Below are 21,979 nucleotides of genomic sequence, written 5' to 3' on the forward strand. Positions count from 1 at the left end.
CGCCGCCATGTCCATCAAATCATTCATCGCAGAGTCAGACAGCGGAGTGTGATCTCCTACTTCGATCAAGGGCGTGGGAAACGAAAATCTCGCTGTTGATCACCATCTCCTGGCGTATCGCATCCAGCACACCACTGTATCGTCGTAATTATTCACAGTCAACACCAGCAAATGCACTTATTGCACTTCGTCACATTCCATTCTTTAACGCGACACGTCGCACAAACTCCTCGCAAATTGCCATAGACAAAGCGTGTATAGTCTCTTCACTCATTCCACCATCAACACCAAGCTGTACAAGTTCGCTCCTTGCCCCCAAGTATTCGTCTATACCAAATTTTGACTCAGCAGATTCAACCGCATGCGTGAGTGTCTCGGCCTTGCTTAAGCCAGTAGCATTACTTGGCGTTACGTATTTCCAACCATGACGCTTCACCATTCTATCGTGCCCATCTGCTATAAACGTAGCAAGTGGCATCCCGTAATGTTCAGCAATTTTCTCTTGCAGATCAAGGCTTGGGTCAAGTGACCCTGAACATATCTCACTTACAATGTGCTCAGACACGCTTATTGCTTTAGCAACTTTTGCAGTCTCTGCACTCACATTTGCACCATCCAGCCTGACACGAAGTGCAAGCCTCACTGCCGCCAAACTTGTAACTGCACCAATTTCCATTAAATACCCCCTTTCCGTGTTAATCAATTCCCAGCAAGTGAGCATCCAAGGCCGAATTGGGGCCAGCATAACACATACGGGAGCCAGGGAAAGGAAAATTGTATTTAATACTGGCAGGTTACAGCATCCTTGCCTAAAGACATGCCCCCAAGACGATTTTCGTCACTTCAGGCGAGAATCACCTCTCGGCCCCTGGTCTCGACAGGACTGGGTGTACGACGTCGAACTTCCCGGCGATTGTTCGACGATCTGGCCGCAGAGCTGAGTAGGCAGCCAACCCAGAAAACGCATCTGGATCGCCTTGCCAACACTTCCCTGCCCGGAGTCATCAGAATCGTTTTACACGGGGGGATTGGATGGGAAAAATGCGTTTCACCACCTGCCCCTGCGGACGTTCCCATGGAACCCTTGCCGGGTGGATGGAACCGCTGACCTGGGGGCCGGGGGAGCCCCCCCACCCTATTCAAGTGGGCCAGAGGGAGGAGTGGTTCACGGAAAAGCGGCAAAACTACCAAGCAACACAGTACAAAGAAGGCTCGAAAAACGATCCTGGCTCACTTTGCCTACGTAGTACCCCGGCAAGGGAGATAGACGCAGAAATTTGCCTGTCTGCGCTGGATAATCTGTAGTTGTTTTTGCCTCCCCCTGCGGACGTTCCACCTGCACCTTTACCGGGTGGATGGAACCTCTGGTCGGGGCTGGAAGAGGCTACTTCAACCGCTTCCAGGTGGATGGAACCACTAATTGGGGGCTGGGATGCAAGGAAGATTAATTGTCCGAAAGAATATGAACTAGGGAACGCGCAAAACAGTTTGAGAATTCCTTCAATTTAGTCTGAGAATTCTGAGCCTTCTTCTCAGCTGATTGTCACGCTAGGAATCTCCCCCCAAACCGTCGTAAACCTCGGCGACCTGTAATCCTGCCGCATGTTCCACTTTCTCTCCGTGCCGGTAGACGCCACAAACAGCGTTTCCCGGCCCCATTTGGTGTTCACCCTGTCCAGCACCCCCATCAGTTGCTTGCCCCGCTCGTCCGGCTCGCGTAGCAGCGACAACTGGGCCGTCCCCTCGTACTCGATGCCTGAAAGCATCACCCCCACCTTCTTATAGCGGAAGCCTGCCCGGAAGATCCGCTTCAGCGCCTCGCCGCCACGGCGCACGATCTCAGCCGTATGCGACGTGGGGGGCACCAGCGCCATGCTCGTTGCCTGGCAGTACTGCGGCTCCCCCTCAATGAAGGTGTTGGTCTGGATGAACACCAGGATGCTGTTGGCCTGCCCGCCCTGAGCGCGCAGCTTCTCGGCGGCGCGGCTGGCGTGCCGGGTCATGGCCTGTTCCATCTCCTCCAGCGTCGTGACAGGCCTGCCAAACGACCGTGAGGACACGATGGTCTTCTTGGGCGCTTCCGCATGCTGCATGGCGATACAGGGCACGCCGTGCAGCTCCAACCAGGTGTGCAGTCCGGCCACCGTCATCTTCTTCTGCACCCATTCGCGCGACAGCCCCATGAAATCCAAGGCCGTCATGACGCCGCGCTCCTTCAACCGCCTGGCGTGGCGATGCCCGATGCCCCAGACGTCCTCCACGTCCAGCGATGCCAGGAGCGCGTCCTTGTCAGGCCGATGCATCAGATCCAGCACGCCCTCGAACTCCGGGCGCTTCTTAGCCAGCTTGTTAGCGGTCTTAGCCAGGGTCTTGGTCGGCCCGACGCCGATGGACACCGGGATGCCCGTCCACTTGCGCACGGTTACGCGGATATGCGCGGCATACCCGCGCACGTTCTCCTGGAGCCCGGCCAAATTCAGGAAGGCCTCGTCGATGGAGTATATTTCCATGTCCGGCGTGAACATGGACAGCGTCGCCATCACCCGTGCGGAGAGGTCTCCGTACAGGGCGTAGTTGGAGGAAAACACGGCCACGCCGTGGCGCTTGAGCCGCGCCCGCGCCTGGAACTCAGGTTCGGCCATCTTAAAGCCCAGAGCCTTGGCCTCCGGGGAACGTGCAATGATACAGCCGTCGTTGTTGGTCAGCACTACCACCGGGCGACCGTTCAGGTGCGGGGCGAACACCCGCTCGCACGAGACGTAGAAGTTGTTGCAGTCCACCAGGGCAAACACGGGCATGACGGTCAGGCCTTGTGAATGATGAAGGTTACCACTCCCCACACCGCGAAATCCGTCTCCGGGGTGATCTCAACGGACTTGAAGGCATGGTTGGCGGGCTCAAGGAATATGCGCCCGTTCTTGCGGCGCAACCGTTTGACGGTGAAATCCCCATCCACAACTGCTATGACGATCCTGCCGTTGACCGCGTCCAGGGCGCGGTCCACCACCAGGATGTCCCCCGGCTGGATGTTGTCTCCGGCCATGGATTCGCCTACCACCCGGACGAAGAAGGTCGCAGCCGGGTGGGACACCAGGTGGTCGTTAAGGTCCAGATGCTGGTCGATGTAGTCCTCGGCAGGCGACGGAAAGCCCGCCGGGATCAGCGAGAGTAGCAGCGGCAGCTCCAGCGGCTTGCCGGACTCACATCTCAGGACCTGGAAACTCGGATGATGTTGCAGGGAGCTCATAGGGCTGCGATGTACCAGCGCGACTTTACATTGGCAAGAATAAGCTTACAAAGTATTGACGGGCAAGACACGGATACTGAATCTGGGCCAGGGCTTAGATCATGAAAATTGTTCCGATGGCTGAGAGTGAGATCGCCAGGGAGGTGTTCGATGTGCGGACGATTCGCGCTGGGCATACCGCGTAAGCGCCTGCAGGAGCGCTTCGAGCTGGCCGAAGTGCCGCAGGCCCCGGCCCGCTACAACATCGCGCCCGGCCAGCTGGTGGAGGCTGTCGTGCAGACTCCCGAGCGCAGGGAGATGCGCCTGCTGAAGTGGGGGCTGATTCCTTCCTGGGCTAAGGACAAGTCCATCGGCTACAAGATGATCAACGCCCGAGCGGAGACCGTGGCGGAGAAGCCATCCTTCAAGACTGCCATGCGGCGCAGACGCTGCCTGATCCCGGCTCAGGGATTCTACGAATGGCACGACGAGAACGGCCACCGCCAGCCCTGGTTCATCACCTCCCGCAACCCGGAGGATGTCCTGGCCCTGGCCGGGATTTGGGAACACTATGAGAGCCAAGAAGGAGAGATCATCGAAAGCGTGGCTATCATCACCTGCCAAGCCAACGAGCTGGTCTCGCCGCTGCACGACCGCATGCCTGTGATCGTCGTCCCGAAGGACGATGCCCGCTGGCTGGACCCGAAACAAAGCGACCCAGCCCAGGTGGCGGACATCCTGACCAGCCGTCCCTGGCCGGGCATGCTGGCGTATCGTGTGAGCACTAGGGTAAATTCACCGAAGAACGACGATTCGGGATTAATCGAGATGATGTCAGGCCAGCAGGATGATGTACCGGAAAACTGACGGTCCATTTTCCAGGTCTCTGTGCGGACGTTGCCATGGAACCTTTACCGGGTGGATGGAACCGCTGATCGGGTGCCGGAGGTCCCCCCCCACCCCGTTCAAGCGGGCCAGGGGGCGAGGTGGTTCACGGAATAACGGCGAAACGACCAAGCAACACAGTACAAAGAAGGCTCGAAAAACGCTCCTGGCTCGCTTTGCTTGCGTAGACCCCGGCCAGGGGGATAGACGCAAAAATTTGCCTGTCTGCGATGGATAAGCTGGAGTCGTTTTGCCACTCCCTGCGGACGTTCCACCAGCGACAACACCTGGTGGATGGAACCTATGAGCCGGGATCGGGGGGCTCCCCCCCTCGTCCAGCATATCCTGGAATATTTTGCAGACGGCTCTCAGGGCGGGTAACTTTTCGGGTAACTACATTTATATAATATTTTTTATTATTTTTTTTCAGGCACTTACAGGACAACTCGATTCCCCCCGCCCCACCAACAGGACTTCCAGTACAGTCCGACAAAGTCCACATCCCCCAGGAATTTAAGGAAAAAGGCGGTCCGCAAGGGCCGCCTTCGTCCGTTTTGGGCCGTTGACAGCCAATATATCTCTGAGTTGAGGCATGAGTATGACGACTGCCTCACGCTCCTGGATCAGTTGACTGCCATACAAATCCATACCAGTATGGTATGATTAATTTGCCAATATTCATCATTTATCCAAGAATTTTAGCACGCAACGACTCTCCCTTGATTTCTGCCTCGCAGAGCTACCGGGGCAGTTGGCTTCGACCATAAATCTAACATGCTTATATTACACATGTAATTTATTCTCAACTCTAAACGAGGCATTCCCAAACAGTCACGAGTTCCAGTGTCACCAAAGTAACAATGCCCTACCAATATCACACCAACAAGGTATACAATCGTCCGTTCACGGAAGGAATCATGCCGTTGATCGAATAGTTTTTGCTTCAAACAATCAGACAGGTCATGAATGGTGAACTCAGTGGAGGTCGCCATGTACGTCGGTCTGAAAATGCTGAAAGACTTTGTCACGGTCACTCCGAAGACGCCCGTGGCGAAAGTGCAGGATCTGCTCGAAAAGCAGGCGTTGGGCATGCTTCTGGTAACCGAAGGCGACAAGGCCGTGGGCTATGTGCGCAAGGCGGACGTGTCCGCCGCCCTGCCCTCGGTGATGTCCACCCTGGAGAAGCACGAGGCCCTGTATCTGCTCTCCAGGCTGACCGTTGACAAGATCATGCACCGCGACATCGTCACCGTGCACCCGGAGATGGAGATCGAGGCCGCCGCCGAGATGATGTACCAGAAGAAGCTCTCCGGGCTTGCCGTGGTGGATTCCACCGGAAAACTCGTCGGCTACATCAACCGAACGGTCATGCTCGATTTCCTGATAGAGGAGATGGGCTTTCGCCAGGGCGGTTCGCGAATATTCTTCGAGGTGGAGGACAAACGCGGCGTGCTCCACGCCATCGCGGGCGTCATCAAGGACAAGGGCGTCTCCATCATCTCCACGGCGACCTTCCCCTTGGGCGGCAAGCGTCAACTGGTCATTCGCCTGGCCACGGACGATCCCTCCGAGATCATCGCCGAACTGGAGGCCCAGGGCTATCGCATGAACACCCCGGATGATTTTTCCGGAGAGTGGGCACGCTGATGACCCTGCTGGACGTTTCTGACGTCACCCTGACCTTCAAGGGCATCGCCGCGCTGGTGAGCGTCTGCTTCCAGGTGGAGGAGGGGCAGATCGTCTCGCTCATCGGCCCCAACGGGGCGGGCAAGACCAGCATGCTCAACTGCATCTCCGGGCGCTACCACCCGGAGGCTGGCTCCATCACCTTGGCCGGAAGCGAGCTCCTCAAGGTCCCGACCCATCGGCGCACCTCCATGGGGCTCTCGCGCACCTTCCAGAACATCGCCCTGTTCCGGGGCCTCTCAGTGCTGGACAACCTCATGGTGGGCCGCCACGCGCAGCTGAAATACGGCCTTTTGTCCTCCATCCTCTACTTCGGCGCGGCCCGCCGGGCTGAGGACGCCCACCGACGCAGGGTGGAAGAGATCATCGACTTTCTGAACCTCTCCCCCTACCGCCACCAGCCCGCCGGGCTTCTGCCCTACGGCCTGCAGAAGCGCGTGGAGCTAGGGCGTGCGCTGGCGGCCGAGCCCCGGCTTCTGCTGCTCGACGAGCCAATGGCCGGGATGAACCTGGAGGAGACCGAGGACATGGCCCGCTTCGTCCTGGACATCAACGAGGAGTGGGGCCTGACCGTGCTCCTGGTGGAGCACGACATGGGCGTGGTCATGAACATTTCGCATCAGGTGGTGGTGCTGGACTTCGGGCAGGTGCTGGCCCAGGGCGCGCCGGAGGCCGTGCAGGCCGACCCCAAGGTGCTGGCCGCATACCTGGGAAGCGAAGACGCGACCTTCCTGGGCAGGTGAAGCACGCATGACCTACCACAAGACACTCCCCGGGCTGCTGATCGATCAGGCCAAGGCCAGGCCCAACCAGTCCGCGCTGCGCGAGAAGGAGCTGGGCATCTGGCAGACCGTCAGCTGGCGGCAGTACCTGGACACCGCCGCGCAGTTTGCCGCCGGGCTCGCCGAGCTGGGCCTTGGCAAGGGCGACATCGTGATCCTCATCGGCGACAACCGCCCGGAGTGGCTGTTCGCGGAGCTGGCCATCCAGTCGCTGGGCGGCATGGCTCTGGGCCTCTACCAGGACGCCCCCGCCGACGAGATCGCCTACGTGTTCGAACTGTCCCAGGCCAAGCTGGTGGTGGCCGAGGACCAGGAGCAGGTGGACAAGATCCTCTCCATACGCGACTCGCTCGCGGACCTGCGCCACATCGTCTACCACGACCCCAAGGGCATGGCCGGGTACTCAAGCGACGGCCTGATGCGCTTCGAGGACGTGTGCCGCAAGGACGAGTCCGCCGTCCGGGACTTCGAGGCGCGGGTGGCGGCCCTCTCCCCGGAGGACCCCTGCCTGATCGCCACCACGTCCGGCACCACGGGGCGGCCCAAGCTGGCCGTGCTCTCCCACAGGAACCTGTTGTCCATGGCCTCCAACCTGGGGCAGGTGGACCCCAAGCGCCCCGGCGACGAGTTCGTGTCCTTCCTGCCCCTGGCCTGGATGGGCGAACAGATGATGGCCGTGGCCTCGGCCCTGCTGTTCGGCTTCTGCGTGAGTTTTCCCGAAGAGCCGGACACGGTGCAAGAAAACATCCGCGAGATCGGCCCGCATATCCTCTTCTCGCCGCCGCGCGTGTGGGAGAATCTGGCGGCCAGAGTTCGGGTGAAGATCATGGAGACCACCCCGTTCAAGCGGGCGCTCTTCAACCTGTTCATGCCGGTGGGCGAACGCTACGCGCAGGTGCGCTTCGAAGGCGGCAAGCCCGGCCTCTTGCTGGGCCTGGCCTACGCCCTGGCCGAAGCGATGCTGTTTCGCGCGCTCAAGGACCGGCTGGGCTTTTCGCGCGTGCGCTCCGCCAGCACGGGCGGCGCGGCGCTAGGGCCGGACACCATGAAGTTCTTCCACGCCATCGGGGTGAACCTCAAGCAGATCTACGGCCAGACGGAAATTGCGGGCATCTCCTGCATCCACGAGAACGGCAAGGTGGATTACCTTTCCGTGGGCAAGCCCATTCCGGAGACCGAGATCAGGCTCTCCGAGGAGGGCGAGATCCTCTCGCGCAGCCCGGCGGTGTTCCTGGGCTATTACAAGAACGAGAAGGCCACCGCCGAAACCCTTGAGGACGGCTGGCTGCGTTCCGGCGACGCCGGACACTTCGACGAGCAGGGGCGACTGGTGGTCATCGACCGGCTGAAGGACGTGATGCTCCTGGCCGGGGGCACGCGCTTCTCCCCGCAGTTCGTGGAGAACAAGCTCAAGTTCTCGCCCTTCATCAAGGAGGCCTCGGTGCTCGGGCGCGGGCGCGACTACCTGACGGCCATCATCTGCATCGACGGCGAGATCGCCGGGCGCTGGGCCGAGGGACGCCAGATCACCTACACCACCTACCAGGACCTGGCCGCCAAGCCCGAGGTGTACGGGCTCGTGAAAGAGGAGGTGGCCAGGATCAACGCGGTGCTGCCCGCAGACATCCGCGTGCGGCGCTTCGCCCTGCTCTTCAAGGAGTTCGACCCCGACGACGGGGAGATGACCCGCACCCGCAAAGTGCGCCGCCAGATCGTGGAGGAGCGTTACCAGCCGCTGGTGGAGGCCCTGTTCACCAGCCAGGAAGGCGTGGACCTGACCGTGTCCATCCAATACCAGGACGGCCGCTCGCGGCGCATGGCCGGGCCCATCCGGCTCGAGACCATGGAAGAAGGAGCCTAGCGTGGAATATTATCTCCAGGTGTTCATATCCGGGCTGGTGGTGGGCTCCATCTACTCGCTGGTGGCTCTGGGCTTCGTGATCATCTACAAGGCCACCAAGGTGGTCAACTTCGCCCAGGGCGAGCTCTTGATGCTGGGCGCTTACGTATGCTTCTCGCTCACCGTGGAGTACGGCCTGCCGTTTCCGGCCGCCTTCCTGCTGACGCTCTGCTTCTCGCTTGTGCTGGGCCTGACGGTTGAGCGCCTGGCGCTTAGGCCCCTCATCGGGCAACCCATAATAAGCGTGGTCATGGTCACCATCGGGCTGTCCTCGGTGCTCAAGTCGCTGGTGCAGTTCGTCTGGGGCACCCAGATCAGGGTGTTCCCCCAGGTGCTGCCCGTGGCCCCGGTCACGATCGGCGGGCTGCCCGTGGCACCGGTGTACATCGTGGCCTTCGCCCTGTCGCTTGCGCTCTTCGTGGCCTTCTCGGCCTTCTTCAAGTACTCGCGCACCGGCATCGCCATGCGGGCCACGGCCTACGATCAGGCCGCAGCCGCCTCCATGGGCATCTCCATCAAACGCATCTTCGCAATGTCCTGGTGCATCGCGGCGGTGGTCTCGGCCATCGGCGGGGTCATCCTGGGCAACATCAACGGCATCAACTCCCAGCTGGGCTATCTGGGGCTCAAGGTGTTCCCGGCGGTCATCCTGGGCGGGCTGGACAGCATGCTGGGCGCGGCCCTGGGCGGGCTCATCATCGGAATCCTGGAGAACGTCTGCGACGGTCTGGCCAAGGACATCCTGGGGCTGGACGGCTTCAGGGACGTGGCGGCCTTCGTGGTGCTGGTGATCGTGCTGATGATAAAACCCCACGGGCTGTTCGGCACCCATGAGATAGAGAGGGTCTAGCATGCAGGACAAGTGCGGGCTGTTCTTCTGTTCCTACCGGGCCGAGTCGGCCCTGTTCCCCAGCGGATTCCAGCGAGCCTGCCTCGCGGCGTTTCTCCTGGCTCTGGTCATCATTCCCCTGGGCATCAACAGCTACTATGTATCCATCCTCTGCCTGATGAACATCGCGGTGATCGGCGCGGTGTCGCTCAACCTGCTCACCGGGCTGTGCGGACAGATTTCGCTTGGGCACGGGGCCTTTTTCGGGGTGGGCGCGTACACGGCGGGCATCCTGGCGGCCAAGGGCGTGCCGTTCCTCGTCACGCTGCCCGCATCCGGCGCGGTTGCCGCGCTGGCGGGCATGGCCTTCGGGCTGCCTTCGCTTCGGCTCAAGGGCATCTATCTGGCCATCGCAAGCCTGGCCGCGCAGCTCATCCTGGAGTACGTGTTCCTGCACTGGGAATCCATGACCGGAGGGTCCAACGGGCTTATGCTCATGGCCCCGGAGATCTTCGGCCTGAAGTTCGATTCGGACATCAAGATGTTCTACCTCACCCTGGCCGTGGCCGCGCTGACCGTGCTGGCCGTGTCCAACATCACCCGCACCCGGCCCGGGCGCGCCTTCGTGGCCATCCGCGACCACTATCTCTCGGCGGAGATCGTGGGGGTGAACCTGTTCGCCGGGAAGCTCCAGGCCTTCGGGCTGAGCTCCTTCCTGGCCGGAGTGGGCGGCTGCCTGTGGGCCCACTACACCAACTTCATCACCCCGGAGCAGTTCAACATCGGCCTGTCCATCAACTATCTGGCCATGATCATCATCGGCGGCCTTGGCAGCGTGCTGGGGGCCGTCTTCGGGGCCGTTTTCCTGACCGTGCTGCCCGAGGCCCTGAACGCGGTGGCCGCGCTGGCGGGCCAGATGCTCGGCGGCGACCCCACGGCCAGCCTGGCCGCCCTCAAGGGCGGCGTGTTCGGCCTAGTGCTGACCCTGTTTCTTATCTTCGAGCCGGACGGGCTGGCCCAGCGCTGGCGCATGGCCAAGGCCTACTGGAAGCTCTACCCCTTCGCCCATTAACCTGCAGCCATCAACAACACAGGAGGAACGCCGTGAAACATCCCCTCAGGCGACTCGCGCGCGCCCTGGCCGCCCTTGCACTCATCGTGGTGCTTGCGGCCCCGGCGGCCCTGGCCCAGGAAATCAGCATCGGCATGCTGGCGGACCTGTCCGGCCCCACCGCCGACGTCAGCACCCCTTACGCCAGCGGCCTGCGCGACGGCGCGAAATACATCAACGAGGCAGGACTCCTGGGCGCGGCCAAGCTGAAGTTCACCCTGGTGGACTACGCCTACAACGCCCAGCAGGCGCTCTCGGCCTACAAGAAGTTCACCTCGCAGGACAACATCCTCTTCCTGCAGGGCTGGGGCACCCAGGACACCGAGGCCCTGACCCAGTTCGTCACCAAGGACAAAATCCCCACCATCTCGGCCTCCTACTCGGCCCACCTCACCGACCCGAGCAAGGCCCCGTACAACTTCTTCATCGCTGCGGACTACTCCACCCAGGTCCGCGCGGCCCTCAAGTACTTCAAGGACAACTGGAAAGAGTCCCGCGCTCCCAAGCTGGCCCTCATGTATCCCAACGTGCCTTACGGGCTGGCCTCCATTCCCCCGGCCAAGGAATACGCCAAGGAGCTGGGTTTCGAACTGGTGGGCGAGGAGATCGTGGACCTGAAGGCCATGGACGCCACGGCTCAGTTGTTGCGCCTGGCCAAGGCCGCTCCGGACTTCACCTGGATCGGCGGCACCACCCAGAGCACGGCGGTGATCTTGAAGGACGCCCAGAAGCTCAACCTCAAGACCCAGTTCTTCACCAACATCTGGGGCGCGGACGAGAACCTGCCGCCCCTGGCCGGTCCCGCCGCAGAGGGCGTCATTTCCCTCCAGGCTGCCGTGGCCTACGGGCAGGACGTGCCCGGCATGAAGGCCATCGAGAAGCTGACCGGCGGCAAACCCCAGATGACCCACTACGTGCGCGGCTTCGCCAGCATGCTGGTCATGGCCGAGGGCATCAAGCGCGCCCAGGCCAAGGGCAAGCTCGGCGGCGAGGAGATCAAGGCGGCGCTTGAAACCCTGCGCGACTTCGACCCCATGGGACTCACCGCGCCCATCAGCTACTTCCCGGACGACCATCGCCCCAACATGACCGCCTACCTCTACGTGTTCAAGGGCGGCAAGATGGAGCTTTTGGCCAAACAGTCCCTGGAGCGCAAAAAGGAATGGCTGGGCAAATAGCCTTGGGCGAGGCGCGCGCCACGCCCGCCACGTCCGATTGTCCGCTTGAACAGCCTGGAGGCCCTGGTGGATCTGCTCTGCGTTGAAAATCTCGAGGTCGTGTACAACGACGTGATCCTGGTGCTCAAAGGCCTGTCGCTCACCTGTGGCGACGGGCGGATCACCGCCCTCCTGGGGGCCAACGGGGCAGGGAAATCCACCACCCTCAAGGCCATCTCCGGGCTCCTGATGGGCGAGGAAGGCAAGATAACGGACGGGCGTGTGCTTCTGGACGGCGCGCCCATCCACAACCAGCCGCCGGAGCGCATCGTGCGCGCCGGAGTGTTCCAGGTGATGGAGGGCAGGCGGGTCTTCCAGGACATGACCGTGGAGGAAAACCTGCGCTGCGGAGGCTACACCCGTCCAGGTTCCGAGCGGACCGAGTCCCTGGACATGGTTTACGGCTACTTCCCCCGCCTCAAGGAACGCCGCAAACAGCTGGCTGGCTACATGTCCGGCGGGGAGCAGCAAATGCTGGCCATCGGGCGCGCGCTCATGGCCAAGCCCAGGCTGCTGCTGCTGGACGAGCCGTCGCTGGGGCTGGCCCCGCTGCTGGTGGAGGAGATCTTCGAGATAATCGCCCGGGTCAACCGCGAAGCCGGGGCCACAATCCTCCTGGTGGAGCAGAACGCCAGGGCGGCGCTGAACATCGCCCACAACGGCTACATCATGGAAAACGGGCGCATCGTGCTGGAGGGCGAGTCCCAGACGCTGCTGAACAACCCCGACGTCCAGGAATTCTACCTGGGGCTGTCCCACGGCGGCTTGAAACGCGATTACCGTGACGTCAAGCACTACCGCAGGCGCAAGCGCTGGCTGGGTTAACCGGATATTTCCATTTTCCCGCAGGAGGACTGCATGACCACGGAGCGTCCCTACCACGACGTCGAAACCCTCCCGGCAGCAGAGCGCGAGGCCCTGCTGCTGTCGCGCGTTCAGGAGCTTACCGCCCACGCCTGGGCCAACGCGCCAGCCTTTCGCGTCCGCATGGAGCAGGCCGGGCTTTCCCCCGCCGACATAACCGGCATGGACGCCTTCGCGCGCATCCCGGTGCTGCGCAAAAAGGACCTGATGGCCGCCCAGGCCCAGGGAGTGCGGCTGGGCGGACTCTTGGGCGTGGATTTCGGGCGGCTTCGCCACGTGTATCAGTCGCCCGGCCCGATCTACGACCCGGAGAGCCGCGAGCCTGACTCCTGGGGCTGGACCGAGGCGTTCCACGCTGCCGGGTTCCGTCCGGGCGGCCTGGTGCAGAACACCTTCAGCTACCACCTCACCCCGGCGGGCATGATGTTCGAGGAACCCCTGCATGAGCTCGGCTGCGCCGTGATTCCAGCCGGACCGGGCAACACCCCGGTCCAGATCGAGCTTTTATCTCGCCTGCCGGTGACTGGCTTCGTGGGCATGACCAGCTACCTGCGCGCCATTGGCGAGAAGGCGCTGGAAATGGGACTCGATCCCAAGAGGGATTTCCAACTTCAAGTGGGGTTCGTGGCCGCCGAGCGGCTCTCCGAGTCGCTGCGATCCGAGGTGGAGGCCATGTTCGGCATGGTCATCCGCCAGGGCTACGGCACGGCGGACGTGGGGGCCATCGCCTACGAGTGCCGGGAACTGGGCGGCATGCACGCCACCAGCCGGGGCATTGTGGAGATTTGCGACCCGCAGTCCGGCCTTCCGGTGGAGGCAGGCGAGATCGGCGAGGTGGTGTTCACGCCTTTCTGCAAGGACTACCCTCTCATCCGTCTGGCCACGGGCGATCTCTCCGCCTTCAGCCTGGACGTCTGCCCCTGCGGGCGCACCGCGCCCAAGCTCAGGGGTATCCTTGGCCGCGTAGACGACACGGCAAAGGTCAAGGGACAGTTCCTCTACGTCGCCCAAGTGGCCCAGGCCGTGGCCCTTTTCCCGGCGATTTCCGCCTGGCAGGTCGTGGTGGACAACCCCGGAGGCAAGGACAGGCTGCGGCTGCGCTATGCCTGTGGCGCCGACATGGATGAGGACGCACTGCGGGAACAGTTCCAGGCGCTATGCAAGTTGCGCCCGGAGTTGGAAGCGTGCGAAGCCGATGATTTCCAGGATGAGGGGAAAAAGCTTGTCGACCTTAGAGTGTATGAATGATCCCAATGAAACCACGCCTTCATGGTCTCGGGTCGCCTTTGTTGCCTCTTTGGCAGCTCGAAACGCTTCCACGGAGTCCATGCAGGTTTCCCCTCTCTCAGCCGCCTCCCGCGTTCCGGGCATGGATTGCTTAAGGCGAGATCAACGGCGCATCCTAAGGAGAGAGGCAATCCCAGACATTTCTTTTTCGAGCCCTGCTTTTTCCCAGCCGGTCAGCTCCCGGAACGGGTGAGCTCCAGCCAGCGCTGAGCGACCTGGGCGCAGAACGCCTCGGATCTGGCGACGGTTGCGGGCAGCTTTTCGACCATCTTCCTGAAGTACTCCTCGCCGTACTGGGCGGCGTCCTCCTTGTAGACGTCGATCTCGCCGTTGCGGAATTTCCTGATCCAGCTGCTTACGATGGCTGAATCCACTTCCAGGTGGAATTGGAACCCGTAGGCCGCCCTCCCCACCTTGAAGCACTGCTGCCGGCAGGCGTCGCCCTGAATCAGGGCCGTGGCCCCCTCGGGCAGGTCGAAGCTGTCCTGATGGAACTCCATGAGCGGCGGCGGCTGGCGATCGCCCCCCACCACCGGGTCGAGGGCGCCCTCCGGGGTGAACGCATGGCTGACGAATCCGAACTCCAGTGCCTCCATGGTCCACACGCGGCCACCATAGGCCCTTGCCAGCAGCTGGCAGCCCAGGCAGATGCCCGCCACGGGCCGTCCCAGAGCGTCAAAATCGCGCATCAACTGCATGAGCGGCGCAAAATGCGCGCACGAGGCGTCGTCAAAGGCGTGTTGCGGCCCGCCCAGCACCACGAGCCCTGCGTAGTCCTGAGGGGAATCCGGCAGCGCGTCGCCCTTCACGGGATGCAACACGTCCAGCACGGCCCCCTGACGCAGGAGCGCCTTGCAGAAGTTGCCGCCGGGCGCGATGTCGCTGTGCTGCACCACCAGAATCTTCGCCCCGGCCACGCCGACTTCCGGCCAGGGACCGACGTTCACACAGGTTTCGTAATACGGGGTTCCCATGCCCACCTTGCTGGCGAGATCCCTGGTCAGGCGGTTCAGGCCGTGACCGGCCTTGATCCAGCCGCCGCGCTCCGCGACCACCACATCGGGGCGCTGGTTCGCGTCGCACCGCAGGACCGCCTTGACCTGGCCCACGGCGCTTCGGACCATCACGTTCATGCCGTCGCGCAGCCCGGCCTTCATGGCCTCGCGATCATTGAGACGGATTTCGGGGAGGGGTTCGTGCTCGGCCATGGTCCGCTCGGAGCAGATGTAGCCGTGGGGGGCGATGGTCAGGAGCCTGTAGGGAAACTCCGGATCGGTCCCTGACAAGGCTGCGGGGTCCAGGGCCGTCAGCAGCCGGAACTTTCCCGATGGGGTCGCGAACGTGCGGTCGGCATACGGCACCATGGGAGCCGGATAACGGAATGGTGTCGTTTTCAGGGCCTTCAAGTCGCAGCCCTTGTCGCGCATGGGCGCGCACAAATCATGCAACCAGTCCTCTTCGCTGCGCCGGTAGAAATGGGCGAAGGGAAAGCGCGAGGACAGCTCAAAGAACATGCGAAATTCCGATTTGCACTCGCCCACCGGCTCGATGGCCTTGTTCACCGCCCCCACGTAGTTGTGGCCGTAGCTGGCCATCACGTCTTCTTCTTCCAGAAAGGTGGTGGCAGGCAGGAAGACGTCGGCATAGTCGGCGGTGTCGTCCAGGAAGTGGCCGGAATAGACCACGAACGCCGCCTTCCTGAAGGCCTGGGCCACCCTTTCGGAGTTGGCAGCCATGCAGACCGGGTTGGCGGCGGTCACGAAGATCATGCGGATCTCCGGGTCCACGGCGTTCAGGATCTCTTCGCCGACCCTGGGCAATAGGAGCGTGCGCCGGGGAGGATTCAGCCCGTCGCCCCAATATTGCTGGTCATAGGGGCCGTACTCCTCGAACCCCTGGCTCACGCCGCCGCCAGGCACGCCGATGTTGCCGGACACCGCGCCCAGGGCGTCCACCGCACGAATTGACTGGTGCGCGTACTCGTGACGGTGCAGCCCCCAGCCCATCAGTGTGGCTGTGGGTTTCTGCTCCATGAGCGTCTCGGCCAGGTACTGCGCGTCCTCCACGGGCACTCCGGCCAGCTCGCACAGCTGCTCCAGGGAGTAGCTGTCCACCAGACGCCGGAACTCGCGCGCACCCTCGGCGCAGCGCTCCAGGAAATCCCGGTCCTCTTTCCCGGCCTGGAAAATCAGCTTCGCGGCGGCCAGGGCCAGGTACGCGTCGCGGCCTGGCTGCGGGGCGATGTGCCTGTCCGCCAGCGGGGCCGACCGGTTGCGCATGGGATCGATCACGATGACCCGCCCGCCCCGTTTGCGTATCTCGCGCATGATGGGCACAAGGCTTATGTTGGTGGACACCGGGTTCCTGGCCCAGAGGATCATGGACGCACTGTTGTGGTGGTCCAGCGGGTCGTGGGAGACGCGCTCCCCCACGTCCAGGTTCTGCGACGCCTGCCCCGCTCCTCCGCAGAGCGAGCCCCGGAGCGTGGTCACGCCTCCGAACAGGTTGAAGAAATAGCGGTTCAGCAGTTTGAGCGCCGTGCGTTCGCCGTAGCCCTGGTAGTACAGGATGGCCTCGTTGCCGGACTCGTCGCGGATCGACTTCATGCGCTGGGCGATATGGTCCAGGGCCTCGTCCCAGGTGACGCGCTCCCACTCGCCGTTGCGGCGCATCATGGGATGCGTGACGCGCTCCGGGCTGTAGACGCGCGTTACGTATTTCGCCGTCTTGTGGCAGGCCAGCCCCCTGGTCAGCGGATGGTCGGGATCGCCGGTCAGTTTGATCAGGCGTCCGTTTTCCACCGTGGCGACCAGACCGCAGGTGTTGGCGCAGTCGCGGGTGCAGGTGGTGACGATGGTCTTGATGTCGCTCATTGCAGTGATGCTCCAGGCAAGAGAATGTGAGGGCTCGGATTGACGTCGGGAACACGGGGCCGGGTGAGGGCCATGCAGCCGCCCTGGCAATGGCGCTTGAACTCGGCGCAGCCGCCGCAGCGGGCTTCGGAGCCGGAGAACCGGATGGGGCGCGTGATTTCGGCGAAATGGCCCATCAGGGCCTGCTCGCCTTCGAAGGCGGTCACGTCCGGCACGCGCACGTCGTGCAGCGGCAGACAGTAGGACGCGCCCAGGTCCGGATGCACGTCGATGGAGGGATGGCAGATGCCCCGGAACTTCATGGACACCTGCTCCAGATAGCGCCGGTCGGGCTCGGGCAGATCGCAAAGGCGCACGCAGCAATCAAGCCCGGTGCGCACGCCCCGCTCCTCGCAGGCCCTCACGAACCCGACGATGTGCGTGGCCATGCCGGAAGCCTGCTCCAGGCCCAGGTGCTCGTTGGCGGCCTCGGCGTCGGGGCGGGAGATGTCGTAGCGCACGGCCCGGACGCCGTAGCGCTCCACCCCCTCCAGCAGGTAGCCGTATTCGCACAGTCCGGCGGAGAAGTTCTTGGAGAAGGTTATCCGCGCGCCCAGGTCGCGCAAGAGCGACAGGTTGGCATGCAACGCGGCGCTCTGGGCTCTCGTGTACAGGGACGGATCATTGTAGTTGACCACGAAGTTGGACACGCTCCCGGCCAGCCTTTCGGCCAGGGGGGCGGGAAACAGCCCGTTGGTGAAGAGCACCGCCGGGATTCCGGCAGCCGTCGTCCGCTCGATCATGTCCGCCAGATGCGGGTGCAGCGTGGGCTCGCCGCCGATGAAGGCCGCAGACTGCAACCGGGCCGACTCCATCCAGCCCAGCAACGCGTTGAAACTCTCCGGCGTCATGTCCGCCGGATACGCACGGGCGAGCCCCCTGGCAAAACAGTAAGGGCAGGCCAAGTTGCATCGGTAGGTGACGAAGATGTTTATCATGTCATGTGCGAGCGCTTAAGGTCCGGGAGACAACGCCGCTTCCAGGCCGCGAGCCGGTCAAGGCGCTGGAGCCGCGTGTGCAGGTTTGCATAAGCACGATGCGTCCGGGAGGGCTCAGGCCGTGATACGCCGTCCGGTTCCCAGGCTGAATGCCAGCAGGGCGGAAGGATTGACTATTTCGACGCCCACGTTCTGCCCCGCCCGCATCCCGAGCGTGCGGACGCTCTCCACCACCAGGCGCAGCTCCGCCGCGTCGTTGCGGACGGTGAGCACGGATTTGACGCCCAGGGCTTCCACGTCCACCACCTGCGCGCGGATGGGTGCGTCAGAATCGTTTGCGGCAAGCGCAAGGTTCTCGGGGCGTATGCCCAGTTCGAAGTCGGGCTCCGAGCCGGACAGTCCGGCCTTCAAGTGCTCCGGAAGGGGCAGGACCGCGCCGGCGGCCAGGATGACGCCGTGCCCAAGCGTCTCGATGCGCGCGCGGATCAGGTTGATCTGGGGAGCGCCCACGAACTGCGCCACCTCCCGGTCCACGGGCAGGTCATAGAGGGTCTGGGGGGCGTCTATCTGCACCACCCGGCCCTCGCGCAGCATGACCACGGTGTCGGCGATGGCCAGGGCCTCGGTGTAGTCCGGCGTGGCCATCAGGAAGGTGCAGCCGCATTCGCGCTGCAAGCGCTTGAGCTCCGCGCGCAACTCGATGCGCAGCATGGCGTCCAGGCTGGAGAGGGGCTCGTCCAGCAGGAATAGCACCGGGGTGCGGATCAGCGCCCGCCCCAGGGCGATGCGCTGGCGTTCGCCGCCGCTCATGGTCTTTGGAAGCCGGTCCAGGGTGTGCGACACCTTGAGCTTGGCGGCCATCCCGGCCACCTTCTCTTTTATGACGTGCTTGGACTCCCCACGGATCACCAGCGGGCTGGCGATGTTCTCAAATCCGGTCTTGTCGGGATAGAGCGCCAGGTTGTCGAATATCATGGCGATGTTGCGGTCGCGCGGCTCCCATCCGCTCACGTCCTGGCCGTTGAGTGACACGGTACCCGCATCGGGCTTGTCCAGCCCGGCGATCATGCGCAGGGTGGTGGTCTTGCCCGCGCCCGCCGGTCCGAGGATGACGGTCAGGGAGGAGGCCGGGACGTGAAACTCCACGTCGCGCAGGGCCGGTTTTCCCCGGAAGCTCTTGCTCACGCCGCCCATGTGGAGCACGGACACGTCCAAAGGTTTCATCTCGCCGCTCATGCGCACACCCTCCCGGTGAAAAGATCGTCGATCCTGCGGCTGGTCTTGCCGCAGAAGAACACCAGGGCGTCGCTGTCCACCCAAAGGCCCACGGTTTCGCCCTCTGCCGGATGGCTCAGGGCCGGGGCCACCATCTTCAGGTTGACGGAGCCCACGGCCACCGTGAGGATCACCTCCGGCCCGCGCGTCTCCACCAGGAGCACCGTGCCGCGAAGCTCTGCCCCGCTCTCCGGGACCACGCGCAGCGACTCCGGCCTGATGCCAAGCGTGTAGCGGCTGTAGGGGCGCACCCCGGAGGCGCACTCCCCGTCCGCGACCCGCAGCGAGAAGCCGTCCTGGACGAAGCGCAGGCCCTCGCCCGAGGCCGCAAGTTCCCCCGAGATCAGGTTCATGGGCGGTGACCCCAGGAATCCGGCCACGAACACGTGGTCCGGCTTGTCGCAGATGAGCGCCGTCTTCTCCACCTGGAGGATCTTGCCCGAGCGCATCACCGCGATGCGGTCCGCCAGGGACAAAGCCTCGATCTGGTCGTGAGTCACGTAGATGATGGTCAGGCCGATCTCGCTCTGCAAGCGGCGCAGCTCGCGGCGCATGGCCAGCCGGGCCGCCGTCTCCAGGTTGGAGAGGGGCTCGTCCAGCAGCAGGATGGCAGGCTTGGTCACCAGGGTGCGCCCGATGGCCACCCGCTGGAGCTCGGACCCGCCCAGCTCCTTGGCCTTGGCGTCCAGGCGGTCGGACATGCCCAAAAGCTCGGCCACTTCGTCCACGGCGCGCTTGATTTCATGATCCGCGACCTTGCGCACCTCCAGGCCGAAGGCCAGATTCTGGCGCACGGTCATGGCCGTGAACACCGCGTAGTCCTGGAAGACCAAGCCGATGTTGCGCTGGCCCGGCGGGATGCCCACCACGGACTTGCCGTCGATCTGGATGTCGCCGGAGGTGGGGTTTTCCAGGCCGACGATCATGTTCAGGGTGGTGGACTTCCCGCAGCCGGAAGGCCCCAGCAGGGCGATGGTCTCGCCCGCCTCGATGCTCAGGTCGATGCCGTCCACCGCTGGCACGGACCCTTCGCCGTATTCCTTGCAGAGGGAAACCAGTTCCAATTTGGGCCTGTTCATTTCTTGATCGCTCCAAAGGTCATGCCGCGCGCAAGATGCGACTGGATGAGATAGCCCGCGAGAATGAGGGGGACCATGGCGAGCACGGCCAGGGCCGCCTGCACGCCGTAGAGCGTCCCCGCCGTGGCCGTTACGTACTTGGCCAGCTGCACCGGGATGGTGCTGACGTTGGAGTAGGACAACACCAGCGCGAACATGAACTCCGACCAGTTGAGGATGAAGATGAACAGGGTGGTGGCGAACAGCCCGCCCCGGATCAGGGGGATCGTCACGGTGAGGTGGGCCGCCAGGCGGGAGCGACCGTCGATCATGGCCGCTTCCTCGATCTCGCGCGGGAGATCCTCCACGAAGCTTTTGAGCATCCAGGTGGAGAACGGCAGCGTGGCCGCCACGTAAATGGCGATGATGCCCGTGTAGCTGTCTGTCAGCCCCACGTTGGAGAAGATAATCACGAAGGGCACGGCGATGGCCGCCGGGGGGAACATCCGGCCTGACAGGATGATAAGCGGGGTAGCCTTGCTGCCGCTGCCGTAGCGCGTGATGCCGATGGCTGAGAACAGCCCGATGAGCACCGACAGCGCCGTGGACACCACCGAGGCCAGCACGGAGCCGATAACGGACTTCGTGGCGGCCTGGCTTACGCCGCCTACGCCGTATTCGCGGATGGCGTCGGGGTTGAAGAGGGTCTGGAAGTTGATCAGCGTGGGCTCCGAGGGCAGCCAGATCGCTGGCGAGGCGTTCCAGTCGATGGGTGGCTTGATGGACGTCATGGCTATCCAGAACACCGGAAACAGCACCAGGACGAGCGCCGCGCCCATGACCACGGCCAGGGGGAAAGAGAGCTTCTTGGCGTGCATCAGCGTCCGCCCTCCAGAAGTTGGTCGCGGACCGGCGCGAGCAGCAGGTGCACCAGGGCGAGCGACCCCACCAGCACGATGAACGCGGCGGCCGCGCCGTAGGCCAGCTGGAAGTCGTTAAAGGCCAGCTTGTAGATGTAGAGGCTGATGGTCTCCGTGGAGGAGCCCGGCCCGCCCCTGGTCAGCATGTATACCTCGTCGAAGAGCTTGATGATCTCCATGGAGCGGATGACGAAGGCCACGATGATGACCGGCTTAATCATGGGCATCACCACCCGCCAGAACACCTGGCGTGGGTTCGCGCCCAGGATGACCGCCGCGCGCACCGGGTTTTCCGGCACGGAATTGAGCCCGGAGAGCAGGATCAGGAAGAACAGCGGGGTCCAGTGCCAGACCTCCGTGATGATGACCGCCAGAATGGCCAGCGGGGCGCGCCGGAACCACTCCAGCGTGGCCTGCGACCCCAGGAAGAATTCCAGGATCTGGTTCACCGGCCCGTTGGACTGGAACAGCATCCAGAACGTGTAGCCGACCACCACGGGCAGGATCATCATGGGTGTGAGGAAGGCCGAAAACAGGAGCGACTTGCCCCTGAACTCCCTCAGGAAGAGGACAGCCAGCCCCAACCCCAGCACGAATTCCAGCGACAGGCACACCGCCGAAATGAGCAGCGTCCTGACTACGGCATAGACGAAGCGCGTATCCCAAATCAGCAGGTCGCTGTAGTTGTCGAACCCCACGAACTGGGCGTCCAGCAGGGAACTGCGCGTGGGCGACCAGTCCGTGAAGCTCATGTACAGGGCGACCATCAGCGGCACCACCAGAACAACGATGGACACCACCTGCCCCGGCAGGGTCAGGATGCGGGCCACAGCCGTGCTGCCAAGGCCCCCCTGGGGCCGCCCCCCCGAGGGTTTCCCCTCGGAGGGCGGCGCATCGACGGTTGTTGCGATTCCAACTCGATCATCCACTATGAATACCTCGCGGCCGTTTGGGCTCTGCAAAAGGCTCAGGCCAGATTTTCTGCGGCCGCCCGCATGGGGGTTGGCAGCCTGATTAATAATCCCCGCCGGCTGCGTTGCCTGGAAACAGCCAAGCCCTCACGTATGCCCAATACGCATCGGGCCTGGT

At 63.2% G+C, this 21,979-nt stretch carries 18 protein-coding genes; 9 read left to right on the forward strand and 9 right to left on the reverse strand.

The features are described from left to right. Nucleotides 1–190 precede the first annotated feature (190 nt). From G453_RS27900 to G453_RS0109480, 3 genes are all read right to left on the reverse strand, one after another. A complete protein-coding gene (locus tag G453_RS27900; protein ID WP_156920867.1) occupies nt 191–676 on the reverse strand; it encodes a hypothetical protein in 486 nt (161 codons plus the stop codon). Between the two features lie 856 nt (nt 677–1,532). Continuing rightward, complete coding sequence (locus G453_RS0109475; protein WP_027190874.1) at nt 1,533–2,798, reverse strand: Y-family DNA polymerase; 1,266 nt, start codon at nt 2,796–2,798, stop codon at nt 1,533–1,535. Between the two features lie 5 nt (nt 2,799–2,803). After that, complete coding sequence (locus tag G453_RS0109480; RefSeq protein WP_043645256.1) at nt 2,804–3,247, reverse strand: LexA family protein; 444 nt, start codon at nt 3,245–3,247, stop codon at nt 2,804–2,806. Nucleotides 3,248–3,397: 150 nt separating this feature from the next. Between G453_RS0109480 and G453_RS0109485 the strand changes: the two genes are divergently transcribed. The 9 genes from G453_RS0109485 to G453_RS23240 all read left to right on the forward strand — a co-directional run bounded on the left by G453_RS0109485 (nt 3,398) and on the right by G453_RS23240 (nt 13,748). Further along, on the forward strand, nt 3,398–4,093 hold the full coding sequence (locus G453_RS0109485) for an SOS response-associated peptidase (RefSeq protein ID WP_027190876.1): 696 nt from the start codon (nt 3,398–3,400) through the stop codon (nt 4,091–4,093). Between the two features lie 1,008 nt (nt 4,094–5,101). Then, nucleotides 5,102–5,758, forward strand: a complete 657-nt coding sequence (locus tag G453_RS0109490; protein WP_027190877.1) for a CBS domain-containing protein — start codon at nt 5,102–5,104, stop codon at nt 5,756–5,758. After that, nucleotides 5,758–6,540, forward strand: coding sequence for an ABC transporter ATP-binding protein (locus G453_RS0109495; RefSeq protein WP_027190878.1), 783 nt, complete (start codon nt 5,758–5,760; stop codon nt 6,538–6,540). The genes G453_RS0109490 and G453_RS0109495 overlap by 1 nt, the downstream gene beginning before the upstream one ends. Before the next feature lie 7 nt (nt 6,541–6,547). Beyond that, complete coding sequence (locus G453_RS0109500; RefSeq protein WP_027190879.1) at nt 6,548–8,440, forward strand: AMP-binding protein; 1,893 nt, start codon at nt 6,548–6,550, stop codon at nt 8,438–8,440. A gap of 1 nt (nt 8,441) precedes the next feature. Further along, complete coding sequence (locus G453_RS0109505; protein ID WP_027190880.1) at nt 8,442–9,329, forward strand: branched-chain amino acid ABC transporter permease; 888 nt, start codon at nt 8,442–8,444, stop codon at nt 9,327–9,329. Between the two features lies 1 nt (nt 9,330). Further along, on the forward strand, nt 9,331–10,380 hold the full coding sequence (locus G453_RS0109510) for a branched-chain amino acid ABC transporter permease (RefSeq protein WP_027190881.1): 1,050 nt from the start codon (nt 9,331–9,333) through the stop codon (nt 10,378–10,380). Between the two features lie 32 nt (nt 10,381–10,412). Continuing rightward, the gene (locus G453_RS0109515) at nt 10,413–11,597 is read left to right on the forward strand and encodes an ABC transporter substrate-binding protein (RefSeq protein ID WP_051272169.1); all 1,185 of its coding nucleotides are present in this window, start codon (nt 10,413–10,415) and stop codon (nt 11,595–11,597) included. Between the two features lie 66 nt (nt 11,598–11,663). Then, nucleotides 11,664–12,461: an ABC transporter ATP-binding protein gene (locus G453_RS0109520; protein WP_156920872.1), complete on the forward strand. Its 798-nt coding sequence runs from the start codon at nt 11,664–11,666 to the stop codon at nt 12,459–12,461. A 33-nt stretch (nt 12,462–12,494) separates the two neighbouring features. After that, nucleotides 12,495–13,748 carry a phenylacetate--CoA ligase family protein gene (locus G453_RS23240; protein ID WP_043645260.1) on the forward strand — a complete coding sequence of 418 codons (1,254 nt, stop codon included), beginning with the start codon at nt 12,495–12,497 and terminating at the stop codon, nt 13,746–13,748. 212 nt (nt 13,749–13,960) lie between these two features. Here the strand turns inward: G453_RS23240 and G453_RS23245 are convergent, their stop codons facing one another. The 6 genes from G453_RS23245 to G453_RS23250 form a co-directional block, all read right to left on the reverse strand. Beyond that, entirely contained in the window at nt 13,961–16,660 is a 2,700-nt protein-coding gene (locus G453_RS23245) for a molybdopterin-dependent oxidoreductase (RefSeq protein WP_043645265.1), read from the reverse strand. Beyond that, nucleotides 16,657–17,637, reverse strand: coding sequence for a radical SAM protein (locus G453_RS0109535; RefSeq protein ID WP_027190884.1), 981 nt, complete (start codon nt 17,635–17,637; stop codon nt 16,657–16,659). The genes G453_RS23245 and G453_RS0109535 overlap by 4 nt, the downstream gene beginning before the upstream one ends. A 114-nt stretch (nt 17,638–17,751) precedes the next feature. Then, nucleotides 17,752–18,873 (reverse strand): ABC transporter ATP-binding protein, encoded by a 1,122-nt coding sequence (locus G453_RS0109540; RefSeq protein ID WP_156920868.1) that lies wholly within the window; start codon nt 18,871–18,873, stop codon nt 17,752–17,754. Continuing rightward, complete coding sequence (locus tag G453_RS0109545) at nt 18,870–19,991, reverse strand: ABC transporter ATP-binding protein (protein WP_027190886.1); 1,122 nt, start codon at nt 19,989–19,991, stop codon at nt 18,870–18,872. Before G453_RS0109545 ends, G453_RS0109540 begins: the two co-directional genes overlap by 4 nt. Continuing rightward, nucleotides 19,988–20,848: a carbohydrate ABC transporter permease gene (locus tag G453_RS0109550; protein WP_027190887.1), complete on the reverse strand. Its 861-nt coding sequence runs from the start codon at nt 20,846–20,848 to the stop codon at nt 19,988–19,990. The genes G453_RS0109545 and G453_RS0109550 overlap by 4 nt, the downstream gene beginning before the upstream one ends. Next, nucleotides 20,848–21,819, reverse strand: a complete 972-nt coding sequence (locus G453_RS23250; RefSeq protein ID WP_235731733.1) for a carbohydrate ABC transporter permease — start codon at nt 21,817–21,819, stop codon at nt 20,848–20,850. Before G453_RS23250 ends, G453_RS0109550 begins: the two co-directional genes overlap by 1 nt. Nucleotides 21,820–21,979 lie beyond the last annotated feature (160 nt).

The sequence above is a fragment of the Fundidesulfovibrio putealis DSM 16056 genome (genome assembly GCF_000429325.1).
Classification (GTDB): Bacteria; Desulfobacterota; Desulfovibrionia; order Desulfovibrionales; family Desulfovibrionaceae; genus Fundidesulfovibrio; species Fundidesulfovibrio putealis.